This window comes from Chachezhania antarctica (assembly GCF_003646465.1).
Taxonomy (GTDB): domain Bacteria; phylum Pseudomonadota; class Alphaproteobacteria; order Rhodobacterales; family Rhodobacteraceae; genus Chachezhania; species Chachezhania antarctica.
Window position 1 is genome coordinate 35,023 of record NZ_QZEX01000018.1, and the last position, 19,908, is coordinate 54,930.

General features: G+C 68.4%; 14 protein-coding genes. 7 read left to right on the forward strand and 7 right to left on the reverse strand.

What is annotated here, in order from left to right:
• Nucleotides 1-88 precede the first annotated feature (88 nt).
• Nucleotides 89-1,918 carry a glycosyltransferase family 2 protein gene (locus tag D4754_RS22120; RefSeq protein ID WP_121068185.1) on the forward strand — a complete coding sequence of 610 codons (1,830 nt, stop codon included), beginning with the start codon at nucleotides 89-91 and terminating at the stop codon, nucleotides 1,916-1,918.
• Between the two features lie 235 nt (nucleotides 1,919-2,153).
• On the opposite strand, the gene D4754_RS22125 is transcribed toward D4754_RS22120, so the two are convergent.
• From D4754_RS22125 to D4754_RS22140, 4 genes are all read right to left on the reverse strand, one after another.
• Nucleotides 2,154-3,218, reverse strand: a complete 1,065-nt coding sequence (locus D4754_RS22125) for a hypothetical protein (protein WP_121068187.1) — start codon at nucleotides 3,216-3,218, stop codon at nucleotides 2,154-2,156.
• Nucleotides 3,215-4,432 (reverse strand): hypothetical protein, encoded by a 1,218-nt coding sequence (locus tag D4754_RS22130; protein WP_121068189.1) that lies wholly within the window; start codon nucleotides 4,430-4,432, stop codon nucleotides 3,215-3,217. The genes D4754_RS22125 and D4754_RS22130 overlap by 4 nt, the downstream gene beginning before the upstream one ends.
• On the reverse strand, nucleotides 4,429-5,826 hold the full coding sequence (locus D4754_RS22135) for a hypothetical protein (protein WP_121068191.1): 1,398 nt from the start codon (nucleotides 5,824-5,826) through the stop codon (nucleotides 4,429-4,431). The genes D4754_RS22130 and D4754_RS22135 overlap by 4 nt, the downstream gene beginning before the upstream one ends.
• 219 nt (nucleotides 5,827-6,045) lie before the next feature.
• A complete protein-coding gene (locus tag D4754_RS22140; RefSeq protein WP_240453978.1) occupies nucleotides 6,046-6,993 on the reverse strand; it encodes an ABC transporter permease in 948 nt (315 codons plus the stop codon).
• Nucleotides 6,994-7,272: 279 nt separating this feature from the next.
• Between D4754_RS22140 and D4754_RS24610 the strand changes: the two genes are divergently transcribed.
• A complete protein-coding gene (locus tag D4754_RS24610) occupies nucleotides 7,273-8,853 on the forward strand; it encodes a KpsE/RkpR family capsule polysaccharide export protein (RefSeq protein ID WP_276208643.1) in 1,581 nt (526 codons plus the stop codon).
• Nucleotides 8,854-9,090: 237 nt separating this feature from the next.
• A complete protein-coding gene (locus D4754_RS22155) occupies nucleotides 9,091-9,744 on the forward strand; it encodes an ABC transporter ATP-binding protein (protein ID WP_121068193.1) in 654 nt (217 codons plus the stop codon).
• 92 nt (nucleotides 9,745-9,836) lie between these two features.
• On the opposite strand, the gene D4754_RS22160 is transcribed toward D4754_RS22155, so the two are convergent.
• The 3 genes from D4754_RS22160 to D4754_RS22170 all read right to left on the reverse strand — a co-directional run bounded on the left by D4754_RS22160 (nucleotide 9,837) and on the right by D4754_RS22170 (nucleotide 14,000).
• Complete coding sequence (locus tag D4754_RS22160) at nucleotides 9,837-10,889, reverse strand: glycosyltransferase (RefSeq protein WP_240453979.1); 1,053 nt, start codon at nucleotides 10,887-10,889, stop codon at nucleotides 9,837-9,839.
• A 302-nt stretch (nucleotides 10,890-11,191) separates the two neighbouring features.
• The gene (locus tag D4754_RS22165; protein ID WP_121068195.1) at nucleotides 11,192-12,235 is read right to left on the reverse strand and encodes a ParB/RepB/Spo0J family partition protein; all 1,044 of its coding nucleotides are present in this window, start codon (nucleotides 12,233-12,235) and stop codon (nucleotides 11,192-11,194) included.
• A gap of 334 nt (nucleotides 12,236-12,569) precedes the next feature.
• Complete coding sequence (locus tag D4754_RS22170; RefSeq protein ID WP_163026030.1) at nucleotides 12,570-14,000, reverse strand: AAA family ATPase; 1,431 nt, start codon at nucleotides 13,998-14,000, stop codon at nucleotides 12,570-12,572.
• 456 nt (nucleotides 14,001-14,456) lie between these two features.
• Here D4754_RS22170 and D4754_RS22175 point away from each other — a divergent pair, with 456 nt between their 5' ends.
• From D4754_RS22175 to D4754_RS22190, 4 genes are all read left to right on the forward strand, one after another.
• Entirely contained in the window at nucleotides 14,457-15,470 is a 1,014-nt protein-coding gene (locus D4754_RS22175) for a replication initiator protein A (RefSeq protein ID WP_121068199.1), read from the forward strand.
• Between the two features lie 91 nt (nucleotides 15,471-15,561).
• Nucleotides 15,562-16,581 (forward strand): NAD-dependent epimerase/dehydratase family protein, encoded by a 1,020-nt coding sequence (locus D4754_RS22180; protein ID WP_121068201.1) that lies wholly within the window; start codon nucleotides 15,562-15,564, stop codon nucleotides 16,579-16,581.
• A 367-nt stretch (nucleotides 16,582-16,948) separates the two neighbouring features.
• On the forward strand, nucleotides 16,949-19,174 hold the full coding sequence (locus D4754_RS22185) for a YjbH domain-containing protein (RefSeq protein WP_121068202.1): 2,226 nt from the start codon (nucleotides 16,949-16,951) through the stop codon (nucleotides 19,172-19,174).
• On the forward strand, nucleotides 19,171-19,899 hold the full coding sequence (locus D4754_RS22190) for a YjbF family lipoprotein (protein ID WP_121068204.1): 729 nt from the start codon (nucleotides 19,171-19,173) through the stop codon (nucleotides 19,897-19,899). The genes D4754_RS22185 and D4754_RS22190 overlap by 4 nt, the downstream gene beginning before the upstream one ends.
• Nucleotides 19,900-19,908: the final 9 nt, after the last annotated feature.

A 19,908-nucleotide genomic window follows, 5' to 3' on the forward strand; every position in this document is an offset into this window, starting at 1 on the left:
CCTCCGTCGTGCCCGCATCGCTTGACAGTGCCCGGGCCGCCTGCAAGGTCAGGCTCCATCCGAAACGGCCTTTCCCGGAGCGCCCTTGATGCTCACCCTGCAGCACTTTCTCCTCCCCGATCCCGCGATCTGCACCGAGGAGGCGCTCTATTACCACCCCCGCGGCCCCGTGGGCTGGGACACGGACAGCGGCGCGCTGATCATGGGGCCCGGCGCTGGCCTGGGCTTCGGCAGCTATTTCAACCTGTTCTCGCTGGGCAAATGGGCCACGGCCTGCACGCTCGACGGGCTGTTCGTGGAACTCGAGGGCGAGGGCCGGATGCAGCTGCGCGTCATCCGCGCCATCCCCGAACAATCCTGGGAGATCGTGACGAGCGCGGTCGTCACCCTGGCCCCTGGCCAGCCCCACGCGATCGACCTGTCGGCGCTGCTAGACCGTGACGCGATCGACGGCAACGTGCTGTTTCTCGATGTCACCAATCTGGGCTCTGACGCGCGCTTCATCGCCGGGCGCTTCGCCACGAAGACGGTGCCCGCCACCTGGCCCGCGCTGACCGTGTCGATCACCACCTTCAAACGCGAGGAACAGGTGCAGGAGACCGTCGCCCGGCTGGAAGACTTCCTGCAGGGCTACGAGCATGGGCCTAACATCGCCGTGCAGGTCGTCGACAACGGGCAGAGCGCGGAGATCCCGCCCTCCCCCCATGTCCGGCCGATCCCCAACCGCAACCTGGGCGGCGCGGGCGGCTTTGCCCGGGGGCTGCTGGAGGCGCAGGCCGCCGGATCGACCCATTGCCTCTTCATGGACGACGACGCGTCCTTCCACATGGAAAACATCGCGCGCGCCTATGTCTTCCTGGCGCTGGCGACAGATCCGAAGGTTGCGCTGGCCGGCGCCATGATCACCAATACCCACAAGTGGACGATGTGGGAGAACGGCGCCTGGTTCGACGGCTCGTGCCATCCGCTGGCCTGCGGTACCGACCTGCGCAAACCGGCGCAGGTCATCGAGATGGAATTCGACAGCATGGTGAACCGGCCCGCCACGCTCTATGGCGGCTGGTGGTTCTTCGCCTTCACCATCGCCCAGGTCGAACACCACCCCTTCCCCTTCTTCGTGCGGGGCGACGATATCAGCTTCTCGCTGATGAACCCGTTCCACGTGATGACGCTGAACGGCGTGGTCTCGTTCCAGGACGATTTCTCGGAGAAGGAAAGCGCGCAGACGCTGTACCTGGACCTGCGCAATCACCTGGTCCAGCACCTTGTCACGCCCGCGCTGGAACGGTCCGCCATGGGCACGGCGCGGATCGCATGGCGCTTCATCCTGCGCGCGGCGGTGCGGATGCACTACGACAGCGCCGAGGCGCAGATCATGGCCTGGAAGGACGTGATGGAAGGGCCGGGCTTCTTCGACAAGAACATCGACATGAGCCAGCGCCGCGCCGACATCAAGGCGCTGACGAGAACCGAGGCCTGGGGCCCGGTGGAGCGCCCCGGGGAACGCCGCCGCTTCACCCGCATCCCCCGCAAGCTGCGCGAGGTGCTGGGCCTGTCCAGCCTGAACGGCCATTTCCTGCCCTTCTGGGGGCTGCTGGGCGACCGGGTCATCGTGAAGATCAGCAAGCGCAGCCTCGTCTACCCGGTGCTGGGTGCGGCAGAGGCCACCTACCTGAACACGGACCGGACGAAATCCTACACCGTCACCCATGACAAGGCGCGCTTCTTCGCCATCCTGCGCGAGGTCATCTCGCTCACCCTGCGCTTCCGCCGCGATTACGAGACGATCCGCACACGCTGGCGCGACGGCTACGAGGACATGACCACCGCCAGCTACTGGGAAGAGACCCTGGCCCCCGAAGAGACCGGCAAGGATACGGGCAAGGATACGGGCAATGACACGGGGGCCGCCGCCTGAGCCGCACGCGCCGGCCCCCGGGGGCACCCGGGGGCCAGGCCGGCCGCCTGCCCGTCACGGCGGGCTGCCTCCGGCGGAGGTATTTGGTGACCAGAGACGTCCGGGCGCTCTGCCTGCTTCTTTGGTCTTCAAATACCTCAGGGGTGTGGGGACAGCGTCCCCACGCGACGGGGACGCCGGGATCGGCGGCCCATGATCAGACGTCGTGATCAGGCGGCATGATCAGGCGGCATGATCAGGTATCGGGGCGCAGTTCCTCGCGCATGATCCCGCGGACCATGATTTTGGGATTGTCCGCCAGCATCCGGCCCATCATGTCGGCAAAGCCTGCAAGGTAGCGGATCGTTTCGGGCGCGAAGTGATCTTCCGGCTCCAGCGATTGCGGCGCGTCGATGGCACGGGCCGGTGCGGCCTCCAGCGCATCCGTCATCGGCGTGCCGTCGAAGAATTCCGCGTCCAGCGCCCCGGCATCGGCGCGGTAATGCCTGACCACGTCCTTCGCCAGCGCCCGGTCGATCCCCAGCTTCGTGGCCGCGACGCCGTCCACCGGCACATCGCGCAGGATCCGCGCGTAATGCTTGCCCAGGCCCTCGTGCCAGTTGAAGCGGATCTCGGGGTATTTCGCGCGGATCTGCCGGTGCAGCGTGCGCAGCACCGCCAGGTCCTCGACCGTGGAGGCGGTGTTGAGTTCGGGCACATGGGTGATCTCGACCCCGGCGCCGCGGAACAGGATGTCGAAGAAATCCGCCACCACGTCGCCCTGCACCAGTTCCGGGCGCACCATCGGGCGCAGGATGAAGCGGTCGCCCAGCAGATCGCGCCACTTGCGGAAGCGCGGCGCGTAATCCATCCGGCCCACCCGCTGGAACCGTTCGAACATCCCCCGCATGGACGTGTCCACCGACAGCAGCTTGACGTGTTCGGCATAGCTCGACAGCAGCCGCTCCGCATGGGGGCGGACATAGGCCACCACGCGCATCTCCTCGGCCCAGCCGGGAAAATGTTTCAGGCAGGCGGCGTGGGTGACTTCCGGGTCGACGAATTCGAAATGCTCGCTGGAAATCACCACGTGGCGGGCGTCGCTGTCTTCCATCGCCTTGCGCATCGCGCCGAAGCGCTTGGTTTCGGCCTGGCGGCGGGCCTGGCGGGTCAGCGTCTTGGCCATGTCGGAATGGTTCATCCGCGCCGTGTACAGCAGCGATTGCCCCGGTGCCCGCCACGCGCCCTGGGACAGGACCGATTGCAGCGCGGTCGAGCCGGTCTTGCAGTCGCCGACATGCAGCAGCAGTTCCTGGGTCACGATGCGCTCTCCGGTTTCCCGGCCGTCTTGCCGGCCGTCTTCTTGCCACCCGTCTTGCCCGGACCCCCGGCCTTGCCGCCCTTGGCCTTACCGCCCTTGTTCTTGTTCTTGCCGGCGGTCTTTCCACCGGCCTTGCCTTCAGTCTTGCCCTGCGCGGACGCCTTCGGGCGCAGTTCCGGCGGCCGGGCGGCGCGGGCGGCCCAGCGGGGCTCGCGCTCGATCGTCATGGCCATGGCTTCGGCGAAGCCGCGCGCATAGCGCAGGGTCTCGGGGCTGAACCAGGTCTCGGCCCGCATGTCCTGCGGCGCCTCCAGCGCGCCGTCGCCCGCCCGCGCCAGCGCGTCCGAGATCGGCGTGCCGTCGAAGAAGGCGGCATCGAGCGCCGCGGCATCGGTGGCGTAGCGGTCCTGCAGGCGCGCGGCCAGCGCCCGGTCGATCTTCAGCTTGGTGCGCGGCACCGCGGGATCGGGCGGAAACAGCCCGGCCAGGTGGCGCCCCATCATCGTGGCGGCGCGGCCGGCCACCGGCCCCTTCGCGCGCAGGTGGGCGTGGATGTCGCACAGCAGCGCCAGGTCCTCGACCGACAGCGACGGGTTGATCGTGTCCGCGCTGTCCGTGACGGTCACCGGCGCGCCCTGAAACAGGTACTCCAGGAAATCGCGCACCACGTCGCCGTCCAGCAGCGTCGATCTGGTGTAGGGGCGCAGCGTGAACCTATCGCCGAAGACCCCGCGCCATGCCCCGAAGCGCTGCGCGTAGTCGAGCCTGCCGTTGCGGTCGAACTGCTCGTAGAGATCCATCGGCGTGTCGAGGCTCCGGCCCAGCTTCAGCCGTTCGGAATAGGACGACATCAGCCGGTCTGCATGGGGCCGGACATAGGCCACCACCCGCACGGACCCGGCCAGGTCTGGCATGTTGCGCGCCAGCGCATCGGCCAGCCGCTCGGGCGGCACGTATTCGAAATGCTCGGCCGAGATCACGCCCAGCCCGCCGTCCCGCTTTGCAAACCGCGTATTGAGCCGGGTCAGTATCTTGTCGGCCTGCCCGGGCTTGCCCTCGCCCACCATGGTGCCGGCCAGGTCGTTATGGGCCGACCGGGTCGGGTAGGCCACGCGCGCCACGTCCCCCGTCCAGCGCCGGCCGCGCAGCGCCGCCTGGATCGCGGAGGAGCCCGTCTTGCAGTCGCCGGCATGGATCACCAGTTCGTCGATCATTGCCGGGCTCTCCGCTTGCCGGTGGCGGGATCGTCGGTCGTGGCCCCTTGCGCCGCGGGACCGGGCCTGGCCCGACCCTTTGCTGCCCCCTTTGAGGGGCCTTTTGACGGGCCCGTGTTTGCGCCCGTGTCAGTTCCCGTGTCTGGGCCCCGCTCCGCGCCCTCCGCTGTCGCGGCGCCCTGCGCTTCGGCCACCCGTGCGGGCACCGGCTGCGACAGGTCGAGCCCGCGCAGGAATTCGGCGATGGCCGGGCCATGGTCTCCGCGCGGCGGATGGAACCTGAGCCCCGCGCGCAGCGCGGCAAGGCCGGTCTCGGCCGCCGCCTCCTCGGGCACCGGGCGGGGCGTGCGGGCCTCGTCCAGGTCGGGGAAGAAGCCGGGCCGGCCCGCCTGCTCCCCCAGCCATGCGTCGATGGGGGCGAAGCGGTCGACCAGCCGGTCCCGCAGATCGGCGCCGTAAAGCTCCACGTCGCGCGAGGGCGGCAGGCCCAGCTCGGGCGCGCGCCGGTCGAGATAGCCCTGCAGGTCCGACGCCGCCGGTCCGGGCAGCGCCCAGTTGCCGCGCCGCGCGATATCGACCAGCCCGCGATGCAGGCTGGCATTGGTCCGGTCGGGCTGGGTCAGACCTTCGGGCAGGCGGACGCCGGGGATCCGGCCCAGCACCTCCGTCATGTCGGCGATCGAGCCGCCCGCGGCCAGCACCTCGTCATAGGTCCGCAGCCGCAGCGTCGCGCCCGGGAAGGTCTGCGCCCAGGGTTCGATCATGCGGCGATAGTCGAAATGGGTGTTCTGGCAGTAGCGCAGCGCCGCCCCGTCGGGCAGCCGGCGGAACTTCTCGCCGAAGCGCAGCCGCTGGCCGTGCCAGGCGGCCAGGTAATCGTCGATCCGGCGCAGGGTGGCCATGATCGTCACCTCGGCCTCCGGGAAGGTGCGGGCGATGCGGCCGATCGGGCTGGTCTCCGGGTCCTCGAACTTCTGGCCGAAATTGGCGAAGACCTCGGAACACAGGATCACCGCTTTCGGCTTCAGGTACTCGACCTGGTGGCGCAGCGCGCGGAACATCTGCCCCGCCCCCGGCAGGCCCTTGTGGAACTCGGGCACGCGGCCCGACTTGCCGGCCTCGTCCGCCAGCATCCGGAAGGCCAGCGCATTGTGCGCCTCGCGCAGGTTGATGGGCAGCGCGCCCCCCTTCCCGCCTTTGCCGTCCTTGCCTTCGCCGCCGATATCCGGGGTTTCGCCATAGAGCGCGCGCGCCAGAAGCAGCGCCTGGCCCTGGGTTTCAACCGCCGGATAAAGAATGCCCGCGCGCATCAGCGCCACGGCGTTGCGCGACAGGAAATCCTGCAGCGCAGTCGACCCCACCTTGTGGTGTCCGATAAAGAGAATGAGCTTCATGCTGCTCCCGCTCTGCCCCGCCTTGCCCGTTCTGCGTGCGCGTCCTGCCTCGCGGCACCCCGATATCGGGCCGGAATGTCCGAAGCGCGGGAATGTGCGACTTCCGGCGAAAATGCAATGCCCCGGTCCCCGTCGCAAGCAAGTCGGACCGGACCGTGACCCTCGTGTCACCCGGGGCCCGGGATCGGGGGCCGAGTCGAGAGTCGGGGGACCGGCCCCCTAGCGGTTCAGGATCTCGCGGTGATAGCGGCCCATCAGCAGCGCCCCCATCGTCAGCGTGACCAGCCCGAACAGGATGACATAGGCAAAGCTGACATGGGTCGCCCGGTAGATCGGGTAGAAGCCTTCATGCATCAGCCCGGTGACATGGGTCAGCGGGTTGTACCACAGGATCTTCTGCGCGGTGGGGGGCATGTCGTCATAAAGAAACAGCACCCCCGAGGCGATGAACAGGGGCCGCGTCGCCACCGACCACGCCACCTCCCAGATCGGGAACAGCCCCATCAGCACCGCGTTCAGCGTGCCGACCCCCAGCCCCAGCAGCATCGCCAGCAGAAACGCCTCGACCACCGGCACCGGGTCCAGCACCACGCGGGTGTCGAGCGAGATCAGGATCCCCCCCAGCAGCAGCGCCGAGACAAGGATCCCCGTCAGGCTGTTCAGCAGGAACCGCGCCGTCAGCGCATCCACCCATGTCACCGCCGGGTAGCGCAGCAGCGGACGCGAGAAATCCACCGCGCGCGCCACCATGTTCGACAGGCTCTGGTACAGGTTGAAGGCCGTGTAGCCGGTGGCATAATACAGAAGGAAGCTCGTCCCCAGGGGCGGCGATCGCAGCATCAGGCTGAAGCCCAGGCTCAGCACCAGGATCGCGCCCAGGGGCTCCAGCACGGCCCAGAGATAGCCGCCCGGCGTGCGCCCGTAGCGTGTCGACATCTCGCGCAGCATCAGCGCCGTGATCGCCCGGAAGGCAACGAAGGACCCGCCCACCGACCGGGGTTTAAGCGCCGCTTGCGGCGACGGCTCCAGCGCAGGCGGCACCGCTTGCGGCTTCCCTGCCCCGCCCGCTCCCCCGGCGCTGCCGCGGCCCTTCCCCGGCCGCTTCCCCGGTCCGGAACCTTTGCGCGGGTGGATATCGGCAGGGGCGGTCATGGAGTGGATGCTCATCCGGGCTGTTCGGTCTGGAAGTCGGGCCAAGGGTCGGGATCGTTGTCGAGATCGTTTCGGGCCGCCCGTGGCGGCCCCGTGGCGGCACGGACCGCCCTGACCGTTCCGTGCACAGGACCGTCCGTCGATGCTGGCCTTTATGCCGTCGATTGGGTAGAAGTCGCAAACGGATTTCCCGAGAGCCCGCGGACAAACGCCCGTCTGGCGCCCGTCTCCGGCCGGAAACCCGCATAACGTGCCGACAGAACCGGCAGACATAACGGGCGTGCAGTACCCACCATGACCGAAGCCGCCAAATCCTCCTCCGATTCCGGCACCCCTTCCGAAAAAGACTCCGAAACCGGGTCCTCCCCCGGCACATCGCAGGGCGCGGCCGGCCGTGGCGGTGGGGGCGGCGGCGGCAGGAGCGGCTCCGGCCGCGCAGGGTCCGGGGGCAATGGCGGCGGGGGCCGTGGCAATGGCGGCGGCCGGGCCCAGACCGGAACCGGGAAAGCCGGCAGCGCAGGCCTGCCGGCCACCAAGAAAGGCGCCCGCCAGGCGCTCCGGGCCAGCGGCAAGGTCGGGGGCCAGGGCGGGGGTCAAGGCGGGGGCAAGGTCGGCAAGAAGGGCAAGGGCGGCCGCGCCGCCCAGGTCCCCGCGGTGATCGAAGTTCAGCCCGTCGCCGAAAAGGCGCGGATGAAGAAACGGCACTGGGGGCTTCTCGCCTCGTTCCTGCTGATGGTGTTCCTGCCCTTCGCGGGCGTGGCCGCCTACATGTGGGGGCTGGCCGAAGACCAGTATTCCTCGATCGCGGGCTTCACCGTGAGACAGGAGGAAAGCGGCGGCAGCACCGACATGCTCAGCCCGATCCTCAGCATCTCGGGCAGTTCGACCGCCACCGACGGCGACATCCTCTACGAGTTCATCCAGAGCCAGGAGATGGTGCAGGCGATCAACGCGCGCATCGACCTGCGCGCGGAATATTCGCAGGTCTGGCCCGAGGACTGGCCCGGGAACTGGCAGGGGGAGGCCGGCTGGCCCTGGAGCTGGGACTGGGCCGGGCTGACCGAGGGCGACTGGGTCTTCGGCATCTGGCCCGATGCCACGCTGGAAGACCTGGTGTCCTACTGGGGCCGGATCGTGGGCGTGTCCTATGACGGCTCGACCGGGCTGATCGAGGTGCAGGTAAAGGCCTTCGATCCCGACACCGCGCAGGCGATCGGGCAGGGCATCGTCGCCGAAAGCCAGGAGATGATCAACGAGCTCAGCGCCCAGGCGCGCGAGGACGCCACCCGCTATGCCGAGGCCGAACTGGACGAGGCCGTGGCCCGCCTGAAGATCGCGCGCGAGGCGATGACCCGCTTCCGCACCCGTACCCGGATCGTGGACCCGGCGGCCGACCTGCAGGGGCGCATGGGGGTGATGAACAACCTCCAGCAGAAGCTGGCCGATGCGCTGGTGGAATACGACCTGCTGCGCGGCTCGGTCCCGGAAAACGATCCCCGGATCACCAAGGCGCAAAGCCTGATCGACGTGATCCGCGAACGCATCGCATCGGAACGCCAGACCTTCGCGTCGGACGGCACCGAAACCGGCGATGTGGGGGAAGACTACCCGTCCCTGATCGCGGAATTCGAAAGCCTGACGGTCGACCGCGAATTCGCGGAAGAGGCCTACCGCGCGGCGCTCGCGGCGCTGGACGCGGCCAAGGCCGATGCGGCCCGGCAAAGCCGGTACCTCGCCACCTACATCCCGCCCTCGCTGCCCGAGACGGCGGAATATCCCCGCCGCTGGCTGATCACCGGGATCGCCGGGCTGATCCTCGTGCTGCTGTGGTCGATCACGGCACTGATCTTTTACAGCATCCGCGACCGTGGCTAGGACCGTGGCCAGGACCATGTCTAGAATCGGGGCGGCCCGTGGTCCCGGCCGCCCTGCCGCAGGGGGCGCTGCCCCCGCCCGCGCCTGCGGCGCGGACTCCCCCGGAGTATTTGGAGAAAGAAGAAACCCGGGCACATCCCCTGTTTCTTCTTTCTCCAAATACTCCCGCCGGAGGCAGTCCGCCGATGGGGCCAATGATTGGACAGGCGTTGCGCTGCGAAACCGGGAGACCGGCACATGATCCGCTTCGAGAACCTCACCAAGAGCTTCGCGCTGAAGGGCGAGCGCCGGGTGATCGTCGACGGGCTGACCCTGACCCTGCCCGCGGGCCGGTCGCTGGCGCTGCTGGGGCGCAACGGGGCGGGCAAGTCGACCTTGCTGCAGATGATCGCGGGCATCGTGCGCCCCGATGCCGGACGGATCGTCACCGACGGCACGATCTCGTGGCCGGTGGGCTTTGCCGGGTCGTTCCACAAGGACCTGACCGGCGCCCAGAACGTGCGCTTTATCGCCCGGATCTATGGCGTCGACACCGACGCGCTTTTGGCGTTCGTCGAGGATTTTTCCGAACTGGGGAAATTCTTCCACATGCCTGTGCGGCATTATTCGTCGGGCATGCGGTCGCGCCTGACCTTCGGGGCGTCGATGGGGATCCGCTTCGACACCTACCTGGTGGACGAGGTGACGGCGGTGGGCGACGCGTCGTTCAAGCGCAAGAGCCGCGCCATCTTCCGCGAACGCATGGCGCAATCGGGCGCGATCGTGGTGAACCACTCGATGAGCCAGCTGCGCGAGTACTGCGATTCAGGCCTGGTGCTGGAGCACGGCCGCGTCACCTATTTCGAGGACCTCGAAGCGGCCATCGCCTATCACGAAGCGCAGATGGCCTGAGCCCACCCCAACGCCAAGGTTCCCCGGGCGGCGATCACCTTCCGACGCCCGGTAGGGTGCGTGGTCCCCACGCACCGCCCGTCACGCCCCATTCACGCCCCGTCCCGCAGGCCCTTCACCCAGCCCTTCACCTCGTCCAGCGTCGCCTCCGTCCGCCCGCGCACGCCATCCCTGACGGCCCGGCGCATGAGGCCCAGGTAGATCTCCCGGTCGTCGCCGTAGCGGCGCGCGGCGCGATGCCATTTCACCGCCACCAGCATCAGAAGCGGCCAGAACAGCCACCCCGACGCCGCGCGGTACATGATCAGGCTGTTGCGGTGGATGTAATAGACCTTCCAAAGCGGCCGCACCGCGCGATGCTGGTCGTCCTGGTAGGTGGAACAATCGTGCTCGAACTTCACGTCCGGATCGAAGGCGATGGTGAACCCCGCGCGCCTCAGCCCCAACGTGTAGATCACGTCGTCTCCGTACAGGAACAGCCCCGCCTCGGGCACACCCACCCGCGCCACCATCTCGCGGCTCAGGAAGAAGCCCACGAAAGAGGTCATGTCGAGCGGTCGCCGCGCGCCCGCGTCGAAATCGGCGCGCGGGATGTGAAAGCCGTCGCGCCCCCGCCGCAGGGTCGCCGCGAAGCGCTTCAGCGACCAGAACGGGTTTTCCGAGGGCCGGTTCATCTCGCAGATCCGCCCGTCGGGGAAATAGACCGCCGCGGCGCAGGCCTCGGTCACCGGGCGCGGAGCTTCGCGGAAGGCCGCCAGCGCGCCGGGCTGGGGGCGGGCATCGTCGTCCATCACCACGATCCAGTCCGGGTCATGCACCTCGGCCGCGCGCGCGATCCCGGCGGCGAACCCGCCTGCCCCGCCGCGATTGTCGGGCAGGGTGACGATATCCAGCCGCGGATCGTCCAGCCCCGCCAGCCAGGCCCCGGTCCCGTCGGTCGAGGCATTGTCGACCACCACCGCCACGGCCAGCGCGTCATCCTCCAGCAGCCGCGCCACGGTCACCTTCAGCTGCGCCAACCGGTCATAGGTCACCACCACCGCCGCAAGGCGCATCCCGGGGGACGCGGTCGGCGCGGCCAAGGCAGCGAGATCGGGGGTATCGGGCAGGGCAGTCACGTCGGGTCCGGGCTCATTATCTTTCAAGGATGGTCTTTCAAAACTGTGCCCGCCATTGCACCGAAGCCGCCCGGGAAGTCAAACCGACCCGCCCTTCTCTGGTCTCCAAATATCTCGGGGGAGTCCGCTCCGGCCGGAGCGGGCGGGGGCAGCGCCCCCTTTCGCGGGTAGCCACTTGAGCAGAATCAAGGGGTTACGGAAAAACGTTTCGCGCGCGAAACAATCCATTTCCGGAATGTTTCGCGGTTGCGGGCGGGGAAGGGGGCGCTGCCCCCGCCGCCCTGCGGGCGACTCCCCCGAGGTATTTGAAGACCAAAGAAACCCCGCCATCACCGCGCTTCCAGCCAGGCCTTGAGATCGGCCAGCAGGCGGGCGTCGACCTGGTCGCCGGCCAGTTCGATACGGATGCCCGAGGGGGAGGCGCGGCTGGTCAGGGTCAGGCCCGCGGCGATGTCGTAGCGGGTGAGGTCGGGGGCGGGTTTGCCCGCCGGTTTCGCGGTGGGCGGTTCGGAGGGCGCCGGGGTGGCGGCCGGCGCCTCGAGCCCCGCCAGCGCGTCCTGCAGGACGGCGAGTTCGGTTTCCGGGTCGGGGGCCTCGGTCGTCTCCAGCCTGTCGCGGAGGGTCGTGGCGAAGCCGTCCGCTTCTTCCAGCGCGCGGGCGAGCGCCAGGCCCAGCCGTTCGGAGATTGCGGCCGGGTAGCGCAGGGCGCCGTCGAGCGCCTCGACCAGCGGGACGAAGCTGCCGATCTTGGAACGTTTCGACCGCGAGACCGCGCCGAAAAGCCCCTGCAGCGCCGCGCGCATCGTGGGATACACGCCCTCCTTCCAGGCCGACCAGGCGATGCGGGCGCGCTCGTAGTGGCTGAGGTTCACCCGGATCTCGTTTTCCTCGACCATCGCGACATAGGAGCTAGCCGCGTCGCCCGGGGCGATCACGCGGGCGGCGACCGTTGCGAAACGCGCCTCGCCGGTTTCCGCCAGAAGCCGCTTCAGCGCCGCCAGGCGCCGCCAGCCCGAGATCAGGCCATGGGTGCGGGGGCCGTCGGGCGCGGGGAGTTTCAGGACCTCGATGGGTGTCTGCTGGCCGCGGGCCTTGAGCGACGTCATCAGCGCCTGCATCTCGTCCTCGTCCAGGATCAGGCGGTCGCGGACAAGGTGGCCGGGGTCGATGGCGTCGAGGGGCAGGGTCTCGATCAACCGGCCTTGCGCACGGGCCGAGGTGAGTTCGGCAGAAAGCTCCGCCAGCGCGGCGGTGGCCGAGGCATCGCCCGCCACCTGCGCGATGGGCGCGGGGCCCAGCGGGCGGGCAGGGGAGGGGGCCTCGGGCGCTGCGCTGACGGGGCCGGCGGGGGCCAGCCGTTTACGTTTTGCCATGGGCCTGCTCCTTCTTCCTGTTCTGAAACCGGGTGGTCTGCTGACCCGATGACCCCGACGCGTCAGCGTCGGTTCGCGCCCGACCCGCCCCCGTCACGCCGGAGGCGTGCCTGCGGCACGACGGCGGACGCGAATGGATGAGGCGTTCGTCGGGTTTTGAAGTCGTTCGCATACCCATCAGCGTTCCCGGCGTTACCGTGCCCACCCTCGGGTCGGGCGCGAACCTTTGGGCGTTAAGGGGTGCGTTCGGGTTCAGGCCGTAGGGTGCGTGGTCTCCACGCACCGTCCGGGTGGACGTAATCTCCGACATATCCCCTGTCATCCTTGCCATTCCCTAACCCGCCCGTTCGGTCTGTGCTGCCCGTTCGGCCTGTGCATCAGCCAGATCCATTTCTTCCTTCCGCCAGATCCCCAGCAGCAGGCGTTTGAACGCGGCATAGGTCTCGTCGAAGGTCTCGCGGCCGCGGGCATAGGTCTCGCGGTTGAAATCGCGGTAATCGGCCTCGTAGATGCCCGACACCTGCTCGCCCGCCTGCCCGATCAGGGCCGTGAAATCCTGCCGGTGGGGGGAGAGCGTGTGGCCAAGATAGGACTGGATCAGCGCCGACATCTCGCCCTGCTGGGCGCCGTCGTAGCGGGTGATGACGGCGCGGACGGCATCCCATTCGAAGGCCGTCTCGGGCCTCCCCAGCGCGCGGGCGGCCATGTTCTCGCCCTCCTCGATGGAGGCGAAGGTGGAGTGGAGCATGTCGAAGAACCGCCCCGTCGAGTCGAATTCCAGGAACGACGCCCCGAAGGGCACCAGCAGGATGTCGGCGGCGGCCAGCCCGTTGATCGTCAGGTAGCCAAGCGCGGGGGGCGTATCGATGAAGACGACGTCGTAATCGTCCAGCACCCCGTCGGCGGCCAGCCGGTCCGACAGCGCGTCCCACAGCTTCCAGCCACGGGCCTGCATGCGCCAGACCGGGATCTGGAATTCCGCCCAGTAGAGGTTCAGCTGCGCGCCGATCAGGTCGATATTGGGCCAGTGGGTGCTCTGGATCACGTCTTTCGCGGTCATCTCCAACGCGGCCGACAGCGCGTCGTCCAGCGGCTGGGGGTTTTCGCCCCGGTCCATCCGGCGCTGGTTGTCGGCGCGTAGATGTTCGCCGTAATGGCGGGCGAGCAGCGGGAAGGCGGTGCCCCATTCATCCTCGACCCGGCCGTTGAAGATCGAGGTCATGGAGCCCTGGCTGTCGAGGTCCACCACCAGCACCCGGTAGCCATCGAGGGCGGCCGACATGGCGAGGTGCGCGGCGGTCGACGTCTTGCCGACCCCGCCCTTGAAGTTGGCGACGGCCACGAGTTTCGCGGGCAGTCCCTTGGGGCGGTAGGGTTTGTATTCCTTGGCGCGCGACCCTTCGGCGGCGAAATGGGTGCGCAGGCGCAGGACTTCATCCAGCGTGAACCACTTGGCGCCGCCCGCGGTTTCCGACAGGCCCTGGGGCAGGTCCGGGTTGGCGCGCAGCACGCGGCGGAAATGGGCCTGTGCGACGGGGATCAGGTAGCGCGTGATCTCCCATGTGGAAAACAGGCGCAACGTCCGCCCGCCCACCTCGTCCTTGCCGCGGCTGACCAGATCGGCCCGGCCCTTTGCGCAGGCCCCGGCGATGGTGGCGAAGCCGGCGGTATCGGTCGGGCCCTCAAGCTCGGCCAGGGCCGCGTCGGGGTCGATGTTGAAATAGGGGGGCAGGGCGGCGGCGCCCTGTGGGAGATCCTTGGCCATGGGATGCTCGATGTCCTCTGATAGCCGCATGTAACGCGTTTTGGCCATCGTACCGCAAAAGGCGCAACATGGGAAGAATCGAGTACAGGCGGGAGGGCTTTTCCTGATTTTCTCAGCTGATTCGGACGCTTAGGGCTGGGGGTTCCCGTGAAAACCGGGCCTTGGAAGGATCAGGGCTGATGTTAGAGTCCAGTTATATAAGTGTTACGGTCTCGGGGGCTTTCAGCCAATCCCCTGAGAGTCTTTGACAAAATCCGGCCCCTGCGACGCACACCGACTCTGAAACCCCGTTGAAGCGACTCCGATCCCACGCTGGGGCGACTCTGAACCCCCGATGAAATCGGCCCCGGCGATGGACGGGTCTTGTGGATAAGTGTAGGCTCGGCGTCACTGAAACCACGATAGAAAAGCCCCGCGAAAGGGGCCCGAATTCATAGCAGGATTACAGGCGAGTTCATGTCATTGCGTCCGTCGCCCGCCGGGGCGTCCAGCCTTCTGCCCGACCGGCACCCGCAGGGGGATTTCTTCCTGTGCGATGTCTTCGATGCGCTGCCCAAGGACGACATGGCGTCGATGGAGCATCCGCTGTTCTCGCTCGCCACCCGGCCCGACCGGCGGATCCTGAGCTATTCGCACAACGGCACCGACATCACGGTGACGCCGAGCGTGAAGGGCCTGGCCACGATCCACGACAAGGACATCCTGATCTTCTGCATCAGCCAATTGATGGCCGCGATCAATGCAGGCCGGCAGGTGAGCCGGACGCTCTACCTGAAAGCGCACGATCTGCTGGTGGCCACGAACCGCGAGACGTCGGGCGACGCCTACCGCCGCCTGCGGGAATCCTTCGAGCGGCTGGCGGGCACGCGCATCACCACCAACATCGCGACGGGGGAGACGGAGACGACCTCCGGCTTCGGCCTGATTGAATCGTGGGAGATCGTGCGCCGGTCCCGCGGCGGGCGGATGGTGTCTGTGTCGATCACGCTCAGCGACTGGCTCTACCGCGCGGTGCTGGCGAAATCGGTGCTGACGCTTTCCCGCGATTACTTTCGCCTCCGCAAACCGCTGGAGCGGCGGGTCTACGAACTGGCGCGCAAGCATTGCGGGCGGCAGCCGGCCTGGACGGTCTCGGTGGACACGCTTCTAAAGAAGTCGGGCAGCGCCTCGCCCCGCCGGGTCTTCCGCAAGATGATCCGCGACATGATCGAGGGCGACCACCTGCCGGATTACGTGCTGGAGGAAGTGGAGGGCGACCTGATCCGCTTCACCCAGCGCAACCCGGTGGTCGAGGCGGGCCCGCCCGTCCTGAAGGCCGACACGCTGGAGACGGCCCGCGCCCTGATGCCCGGCGCGGACGTGCATGCGCTGGAGGCCCAATGGCGCGGTGTCTGGGCGCGCACCGGCGCGAAACGCCTGCGCCACCCGGATGCCGCCTTCCTGGGCTGGGTGAAGAAACGGGCGGACTGACCCTGTGGACGCGGCGCCCCGGGGCGTGCGCCGGCTTGAACATGCCTGCCGGGTCCGGTCTTTGCTCCCGGAGGCGACGAAAGGATGTGTCATGAGTGAAACGCGCACGGCGCTGGTGACGGGGTCTTCGGGCTTCATCGGCTTCCATCTCTGCCGGCGGCTGCTGGCGGACGGGTTCCGGGTGGTGGGGGTCGATGCGCTCGATCCCTATTACGACGTCACGCTGAAGGAACGCCGCCAGGCGATGCTGCAGCAGAGCCCGGGCTTCCGCGTCCTCAACGACCGGATCGAGACGCCCGGCCTGATGGCGGGCCTGTTCGCGGAGGAAACCCCGGACGTGGTCGTCCATCTCGCGGCGCAGGCCGGCGTGCGCTATTCGATCGACAACCCGCGCGCCTATCTCGAGGCGAACCTGGTCGGCACGTTCGAGATCCTGGAAGCCGCGCGCGCCCATCCGCCCGGCCACATGCTGCTGGCCTCGACCTCCTCGGCCTATGGCGCCAATACCGACATGCCCTACCGCGAGACCGCGAAGGCCGATCACCAGATGTCGTTCTATGCCGCGACCAAGAAGGCCACGGAATCGATGGCGCATTCCTATGCGCATCTCTTCGGCCTGCCGGTGACGATGTTCCGGTTCTTCACCGTCTACGGCCCCTGGGGCCGGCCGGACATGGCGCTGTTCAAGTTCACCAAGGCGATCCTGAACGGCGATCCGATCGACGTCTACAACCACGGCGACATGAAGCGGGACTTCACCTATATCGACGATCTGGTCGAGGCGATCCGCCTGCTGATCGATGCCGCCCCGGTGCGCCCCGCGAACGGCGTGGTGGAAGAGGGCGACAGCCTGTCCCCCGTGGCGCCCTGGCGGGTGGTCAATATCGGCAATTCCGACGCGGTGCAGCTCACCGATTTCATCGCCGCGATCGAGGCCGCGACGGGCCGGACCGCCACGCAGACCCTGATGGACATGCAGCCCGGCGACGTGCCCGCCACATGGGCCGATGCAGCCCTTCTGCATCGGCTCACGGGCTACACGCCGAAAACCGCCGTGCCCGAGGGCGTGGCGCGTTTCGTGGAATGGTACCGCGATTACTACCAGGCCTGACACTGGCTCCTCCCGGCCCCGCCCCGACCCGGCCATGGCCTGGCCGGGCGCATCGGCCCGCCTGCGCGCCCCTGCTTCTTCTTTTCCCAAGTCCTCCGGGGGAGGCGCCCGGCACGGGCGGCGGGGGCAGAGCCCCCTTTCGGCCACGGGCCGCGATACGCCGTCCTGTGCCCGCAAAGCCGCTTTCGGCCAATAAGCGGCGCGGGGACCGGCGGAGTGTTGATCCCGGGCCGCGGACCGTGATCTAACGAATCCGATTTCAGGCGGCCCAGAGACGACGTAAAGAGCAGCAATGAACCGGTGCCGGCCCTTCCCATCTTTCCGACCCCTGTACCGCAGGACGCGCGCGGGCCTGCTGGCGACCGCAATGTCGACAGTCGTGTCGGGGGCTGTCGCGGGCCTGTGCCTGACCGCCCCCGCCCTGCAGGCGCAGGAGGCAGCGACCCCGGACCCTGCCCCGGACCTGCGCGCGCCCCCTCCGGGCGGCGCTGCGGGCGACTGGTTCGATCCCAAGTTCACCCCGCTGCCGCCCGTCAGCCTGAACTTCTACGGCCTGCCCGGGGCCATCGACATGCCCTCGGCCGAGATGATGCCCGACGGGCAGGGCGCCCTTTCCTTGGGCTATTTCGCCGGGATCGGGCGGCTGACCGCGGCGTTCCAGCTGTTTCCGTGGATGACCACCAGCTTCCGCTACACCGGGCTGAAGAACCTCGACCGCTACGGGTTCGACACCTACTGGGACCGGTCCTTCGATGTCCGTGTCCGGCTTCTGAAGGAAGGGACCTACCGCCCGGAACTGACCGTGGGCCTGCAGGATTTCGCCGGCACCGGCTTCTATTCCGGCGAATACGTCGTCGCCACCAAGGGCTTCGACGTCCCCGCCCTGGGGCAGTCGCGGCGGTCCGGGCGGATCAAGGTCTCGGCCGGCCTGGGCTGGGGGCGGCTGGGGTCCTACGGCTCGATCGGGTCGTCGGGCGAACGGCCCGCCTATGACGAGACCGACAGCGAGGGCGGCGAGCTTGGCTTCGACCAGTGGTTCCGCGGCCCCTATGCGCCCTTCGGCCTGATCGAATGGCGGGTCAACGACAAGTGGGGCGTGAAGGCGGAATATTCCTCGGACGCCTACGTGAACGAGACGACGGCGCCGTCGAACCTGTTCGAGCGGAAATCCTCGTTCAACTTCGGTGTCGAGTACCAGGCGAGCGAACGCTGGCGGCTGGGCGGCTACTACCTTTACGGCGACAAGCTGGGCTTTTCGGCGCAGCTTCAGTTCAACCCGAAATATCCCGCCACCAAGACATCCGTTCCCGCGCCGCAGCCGATCACGCCGCGGCCCGCGCGCGCGGCCGCGCCCGACGCCTGGTCGACAAGCTGGTCGTCCAGCACCGAGGTCAAGGCGGCCTACCGCACCGCGCTGGCAGAACCGCTGGCCGCGAACGGGCTGGTCCTGGAAAGCCTGACGCTGACACCCACGCAGGCCGTGCTGCGCTATAAGAATGCCCGCTACGGGGCGGCGGCCAACGGCGTCGGCCGGGCGGCGCGGGTGATGGCGCAGGTGCTGCCGGCCTCGGTCGAGACCTTCGTGCTGGTGCCGGTGACCAACGGCATGTCGCTGTCGGCGGTGACGCTCAGGCGCTCGGATCTCGAGGCGCTGGAATTCGCGCCCGAGGCCACCGCCGGCCTGCGTGCCGTGGCCGGGCTGGGCGAGGCGCCGCTGGGCCGCGATCCGGCGGCGCTGCCGGCCGAAGGGCTCTACCCGGACTTCTCGTGGTCGCTGGGTCCCTATTTCGAACCGGGCTATTTCGATCCCTCCGTTCCCTTCCGGCTGGATGTCGGCGCCCAGCTGTCGGCCACCTACCGGCCGGCGCCGGGCTGGGTTGCCAGCGGCACGCTGCGCTACAAGATCGCCGGCGACCTGGACGGCGGCCGGCCGTCAAACTCGGTCCTGCCCCATGTGCGCACCGACCAGAACCTCTATGCCCAGTACGACTTCACCATGAACAACCTCTTCGGCGCGCGCTACTGGCGGCCGGGCACCAATCTCTATGCCCGCCTGACCGGGGGTTACCTGGAATCCATGTATGGCGGGCTCTCGGGCGAAGTGCTCTGGGCGCCGGTCACCAACCCGCTGTCGCTGGGGCTGGAAGTGAACGCGGTGAAGCAGCGGGCCTTCGACCAGGGCTTCGGCTTCCAGGATTACGAGGTGATGACCGGCCACGCCACCGCCTACATGGAACTGGGCCGCGGCTACCTGGCCACGGTCAGCGCCGGGCGCTACCTGGCCGGCGACGTGGGCGCCACCTTCAGCTTCAACCGCGTCTTCGCCAATGGCTGGGAAGTGGGCGCCTTCTTCACGAAGACCGATGTCTCGGCCGAGGAGTTCGGCGAAGGCTCCTTCGACAAGGGGATCTCTTTCCGCATTCCCCTCAACTGGTTCCTGGGCAAGCCCACTCGGAACGGCCTCGGCACCGTCATCCGGCCGATCCAGCGCGACGGCGGGCAGATGGTCTCGGTCCCCGGCCGGCTTTACGGCCAGGTCCGCGATTCTCATGCCAGGGCGCTGGACGACACGTGGGCGAGGGTCTGGGAATGAACCGCGAACGTCCCCGCCTGATTCCGCGCCTGATTCCGGGCCTGCTCTTCGGCCTGGCGGCGCTCCTGGCCGGCTGCAGCAGCCGAAGCGCGGATCCCAACAGCCCGGCGACGGTCTACGAGAACCTGCTCGAGACCCAGCGCGAGATCGCGGCCCGGAACAAGGCGGCGCGCGCGCCCGCGCAGCCGCCCAGCCGCGCCCTGATCGACAAGCAGAACGTGCCGGTGATCGAACTCACGATCGAGAATCACGACCTCGTCGGCCATGCCTTCCGCCGCTTCACCCGCCAGGACGGCTACGGCGGCCGAATCGAGGTCTGGCGCTCGCTCGACAACGTGTCGTTCAGCTTCCGCAACGGGGTGCTGGTGGGCACCCGCGGCGCGGAATGGGACATGTTGTCGGCCGGCGTGGCGCTGCGGGGCGACGGGCCCGGGCCGGGCGGGGGCGCGCGCACCTATGTCTTCCGTGCGCTCGACAACCAGGCGGTCGACGTCGCCATGGCCTGCAGGACCGCCGACCTTGGCCGCCAGCGTCTGGTCATCGACGATCTGAGCCATGCCACGCGGCATCTGCGCGAAACCTGCAGCAACCCCGATGGCACGATCGTCAACGATTACTGGGTGGCGGATGGCGGCGCGGCCGAAGAGGGCGTGATCTGGCAGTCGCGGCAGTGGAGCGGGCCGACCGGCGGATACCTGTTCATCCGGCGGGTCAGCCGCTTCTGAGGCCAGGCC

Coding starts and splice junctions, on each gene's coding strand:
- D4754_RS22120 (WP_121068185.1), top strand. CDS start 89: ATGCTCACCCTGCAGCACTTTCTCCTCCCCGATCCCGCGATCTGCACC.
- D4754_RS22130 (WP_121068189.1), bottom strand. CDS start 4,432: ATGATCGACGAACTGGTGATCCATGCCGGCGACTGCAAGACGGGCTCC.
- D4754_RS22135 (WP_121068191.1), bottom strand. CDS start 5,826: ATGAAGCTCATTCTCTTTATCGGACACCACAAGGTGGGGTCGACTGCG.
- D4754_RS22140 (WP_240453978.1), bottom strand. CDS start 6,993: ATGAGCATCCACTCCATGACCGCCCCTGCCGATATCCACCCGCGCAAA.
- D4754_RS24610 (WP_276208643.1), top strand. CDS start 7,273: ATGACCGAAGCCGCCAAATCCTCCTCCGATTCCGGCACCCCTTCCGAA.
- D4754_RS22155 (WP_121068193.1), top strand. CDS start 9,091: ATGATCCGCTTCGAGAACCTCACCAAGAGCTTCGCGCTGAAGGGCGAG.
- D4754_RS22165 (WP_121068195.1), bottom strand. CDS start 12,235: ATGGCAAAACGTAAACGGCTGGCCCCCGCCGGCCCCGTCAGCGCAGCG.
- D4754_RS22170 (WP_163026030.1), bottom strand. CDS start 14,000: ATGGCCAAGGATCTCCCACAGGGCGCCGCCGCCCTGCCCCCCTATTTC.
- D4754_RS22175 (WP_121068199.1), top strand. CDS start 14,457: ATGTCATTGCGTCCGTCGCCCGCCGGGGCGTCCAGCCTTCTGCCCGAC.
- D4754_RS22180 (WP_121068201.1), top strand. CDS start 15,562: ATGAGTGAAACGCGCACGGCGCTGGTGACGGGGTCTTCGGGCTTCATC.
- D4754_RS22185 (WP_121068202.1), top strand. CDS start 16,949: ATGTCGACAGTCGTGTCGGGGGCTGTCGCGGGCCTGTGCCTGACCGCC.
- D4754_RS22190 (WP_121068204.1), top strand. CDS start 19,171: ATGAACCGCGAACGTCCCCGCCTGATTCCGCGCCTGATTCCGGGCCTG.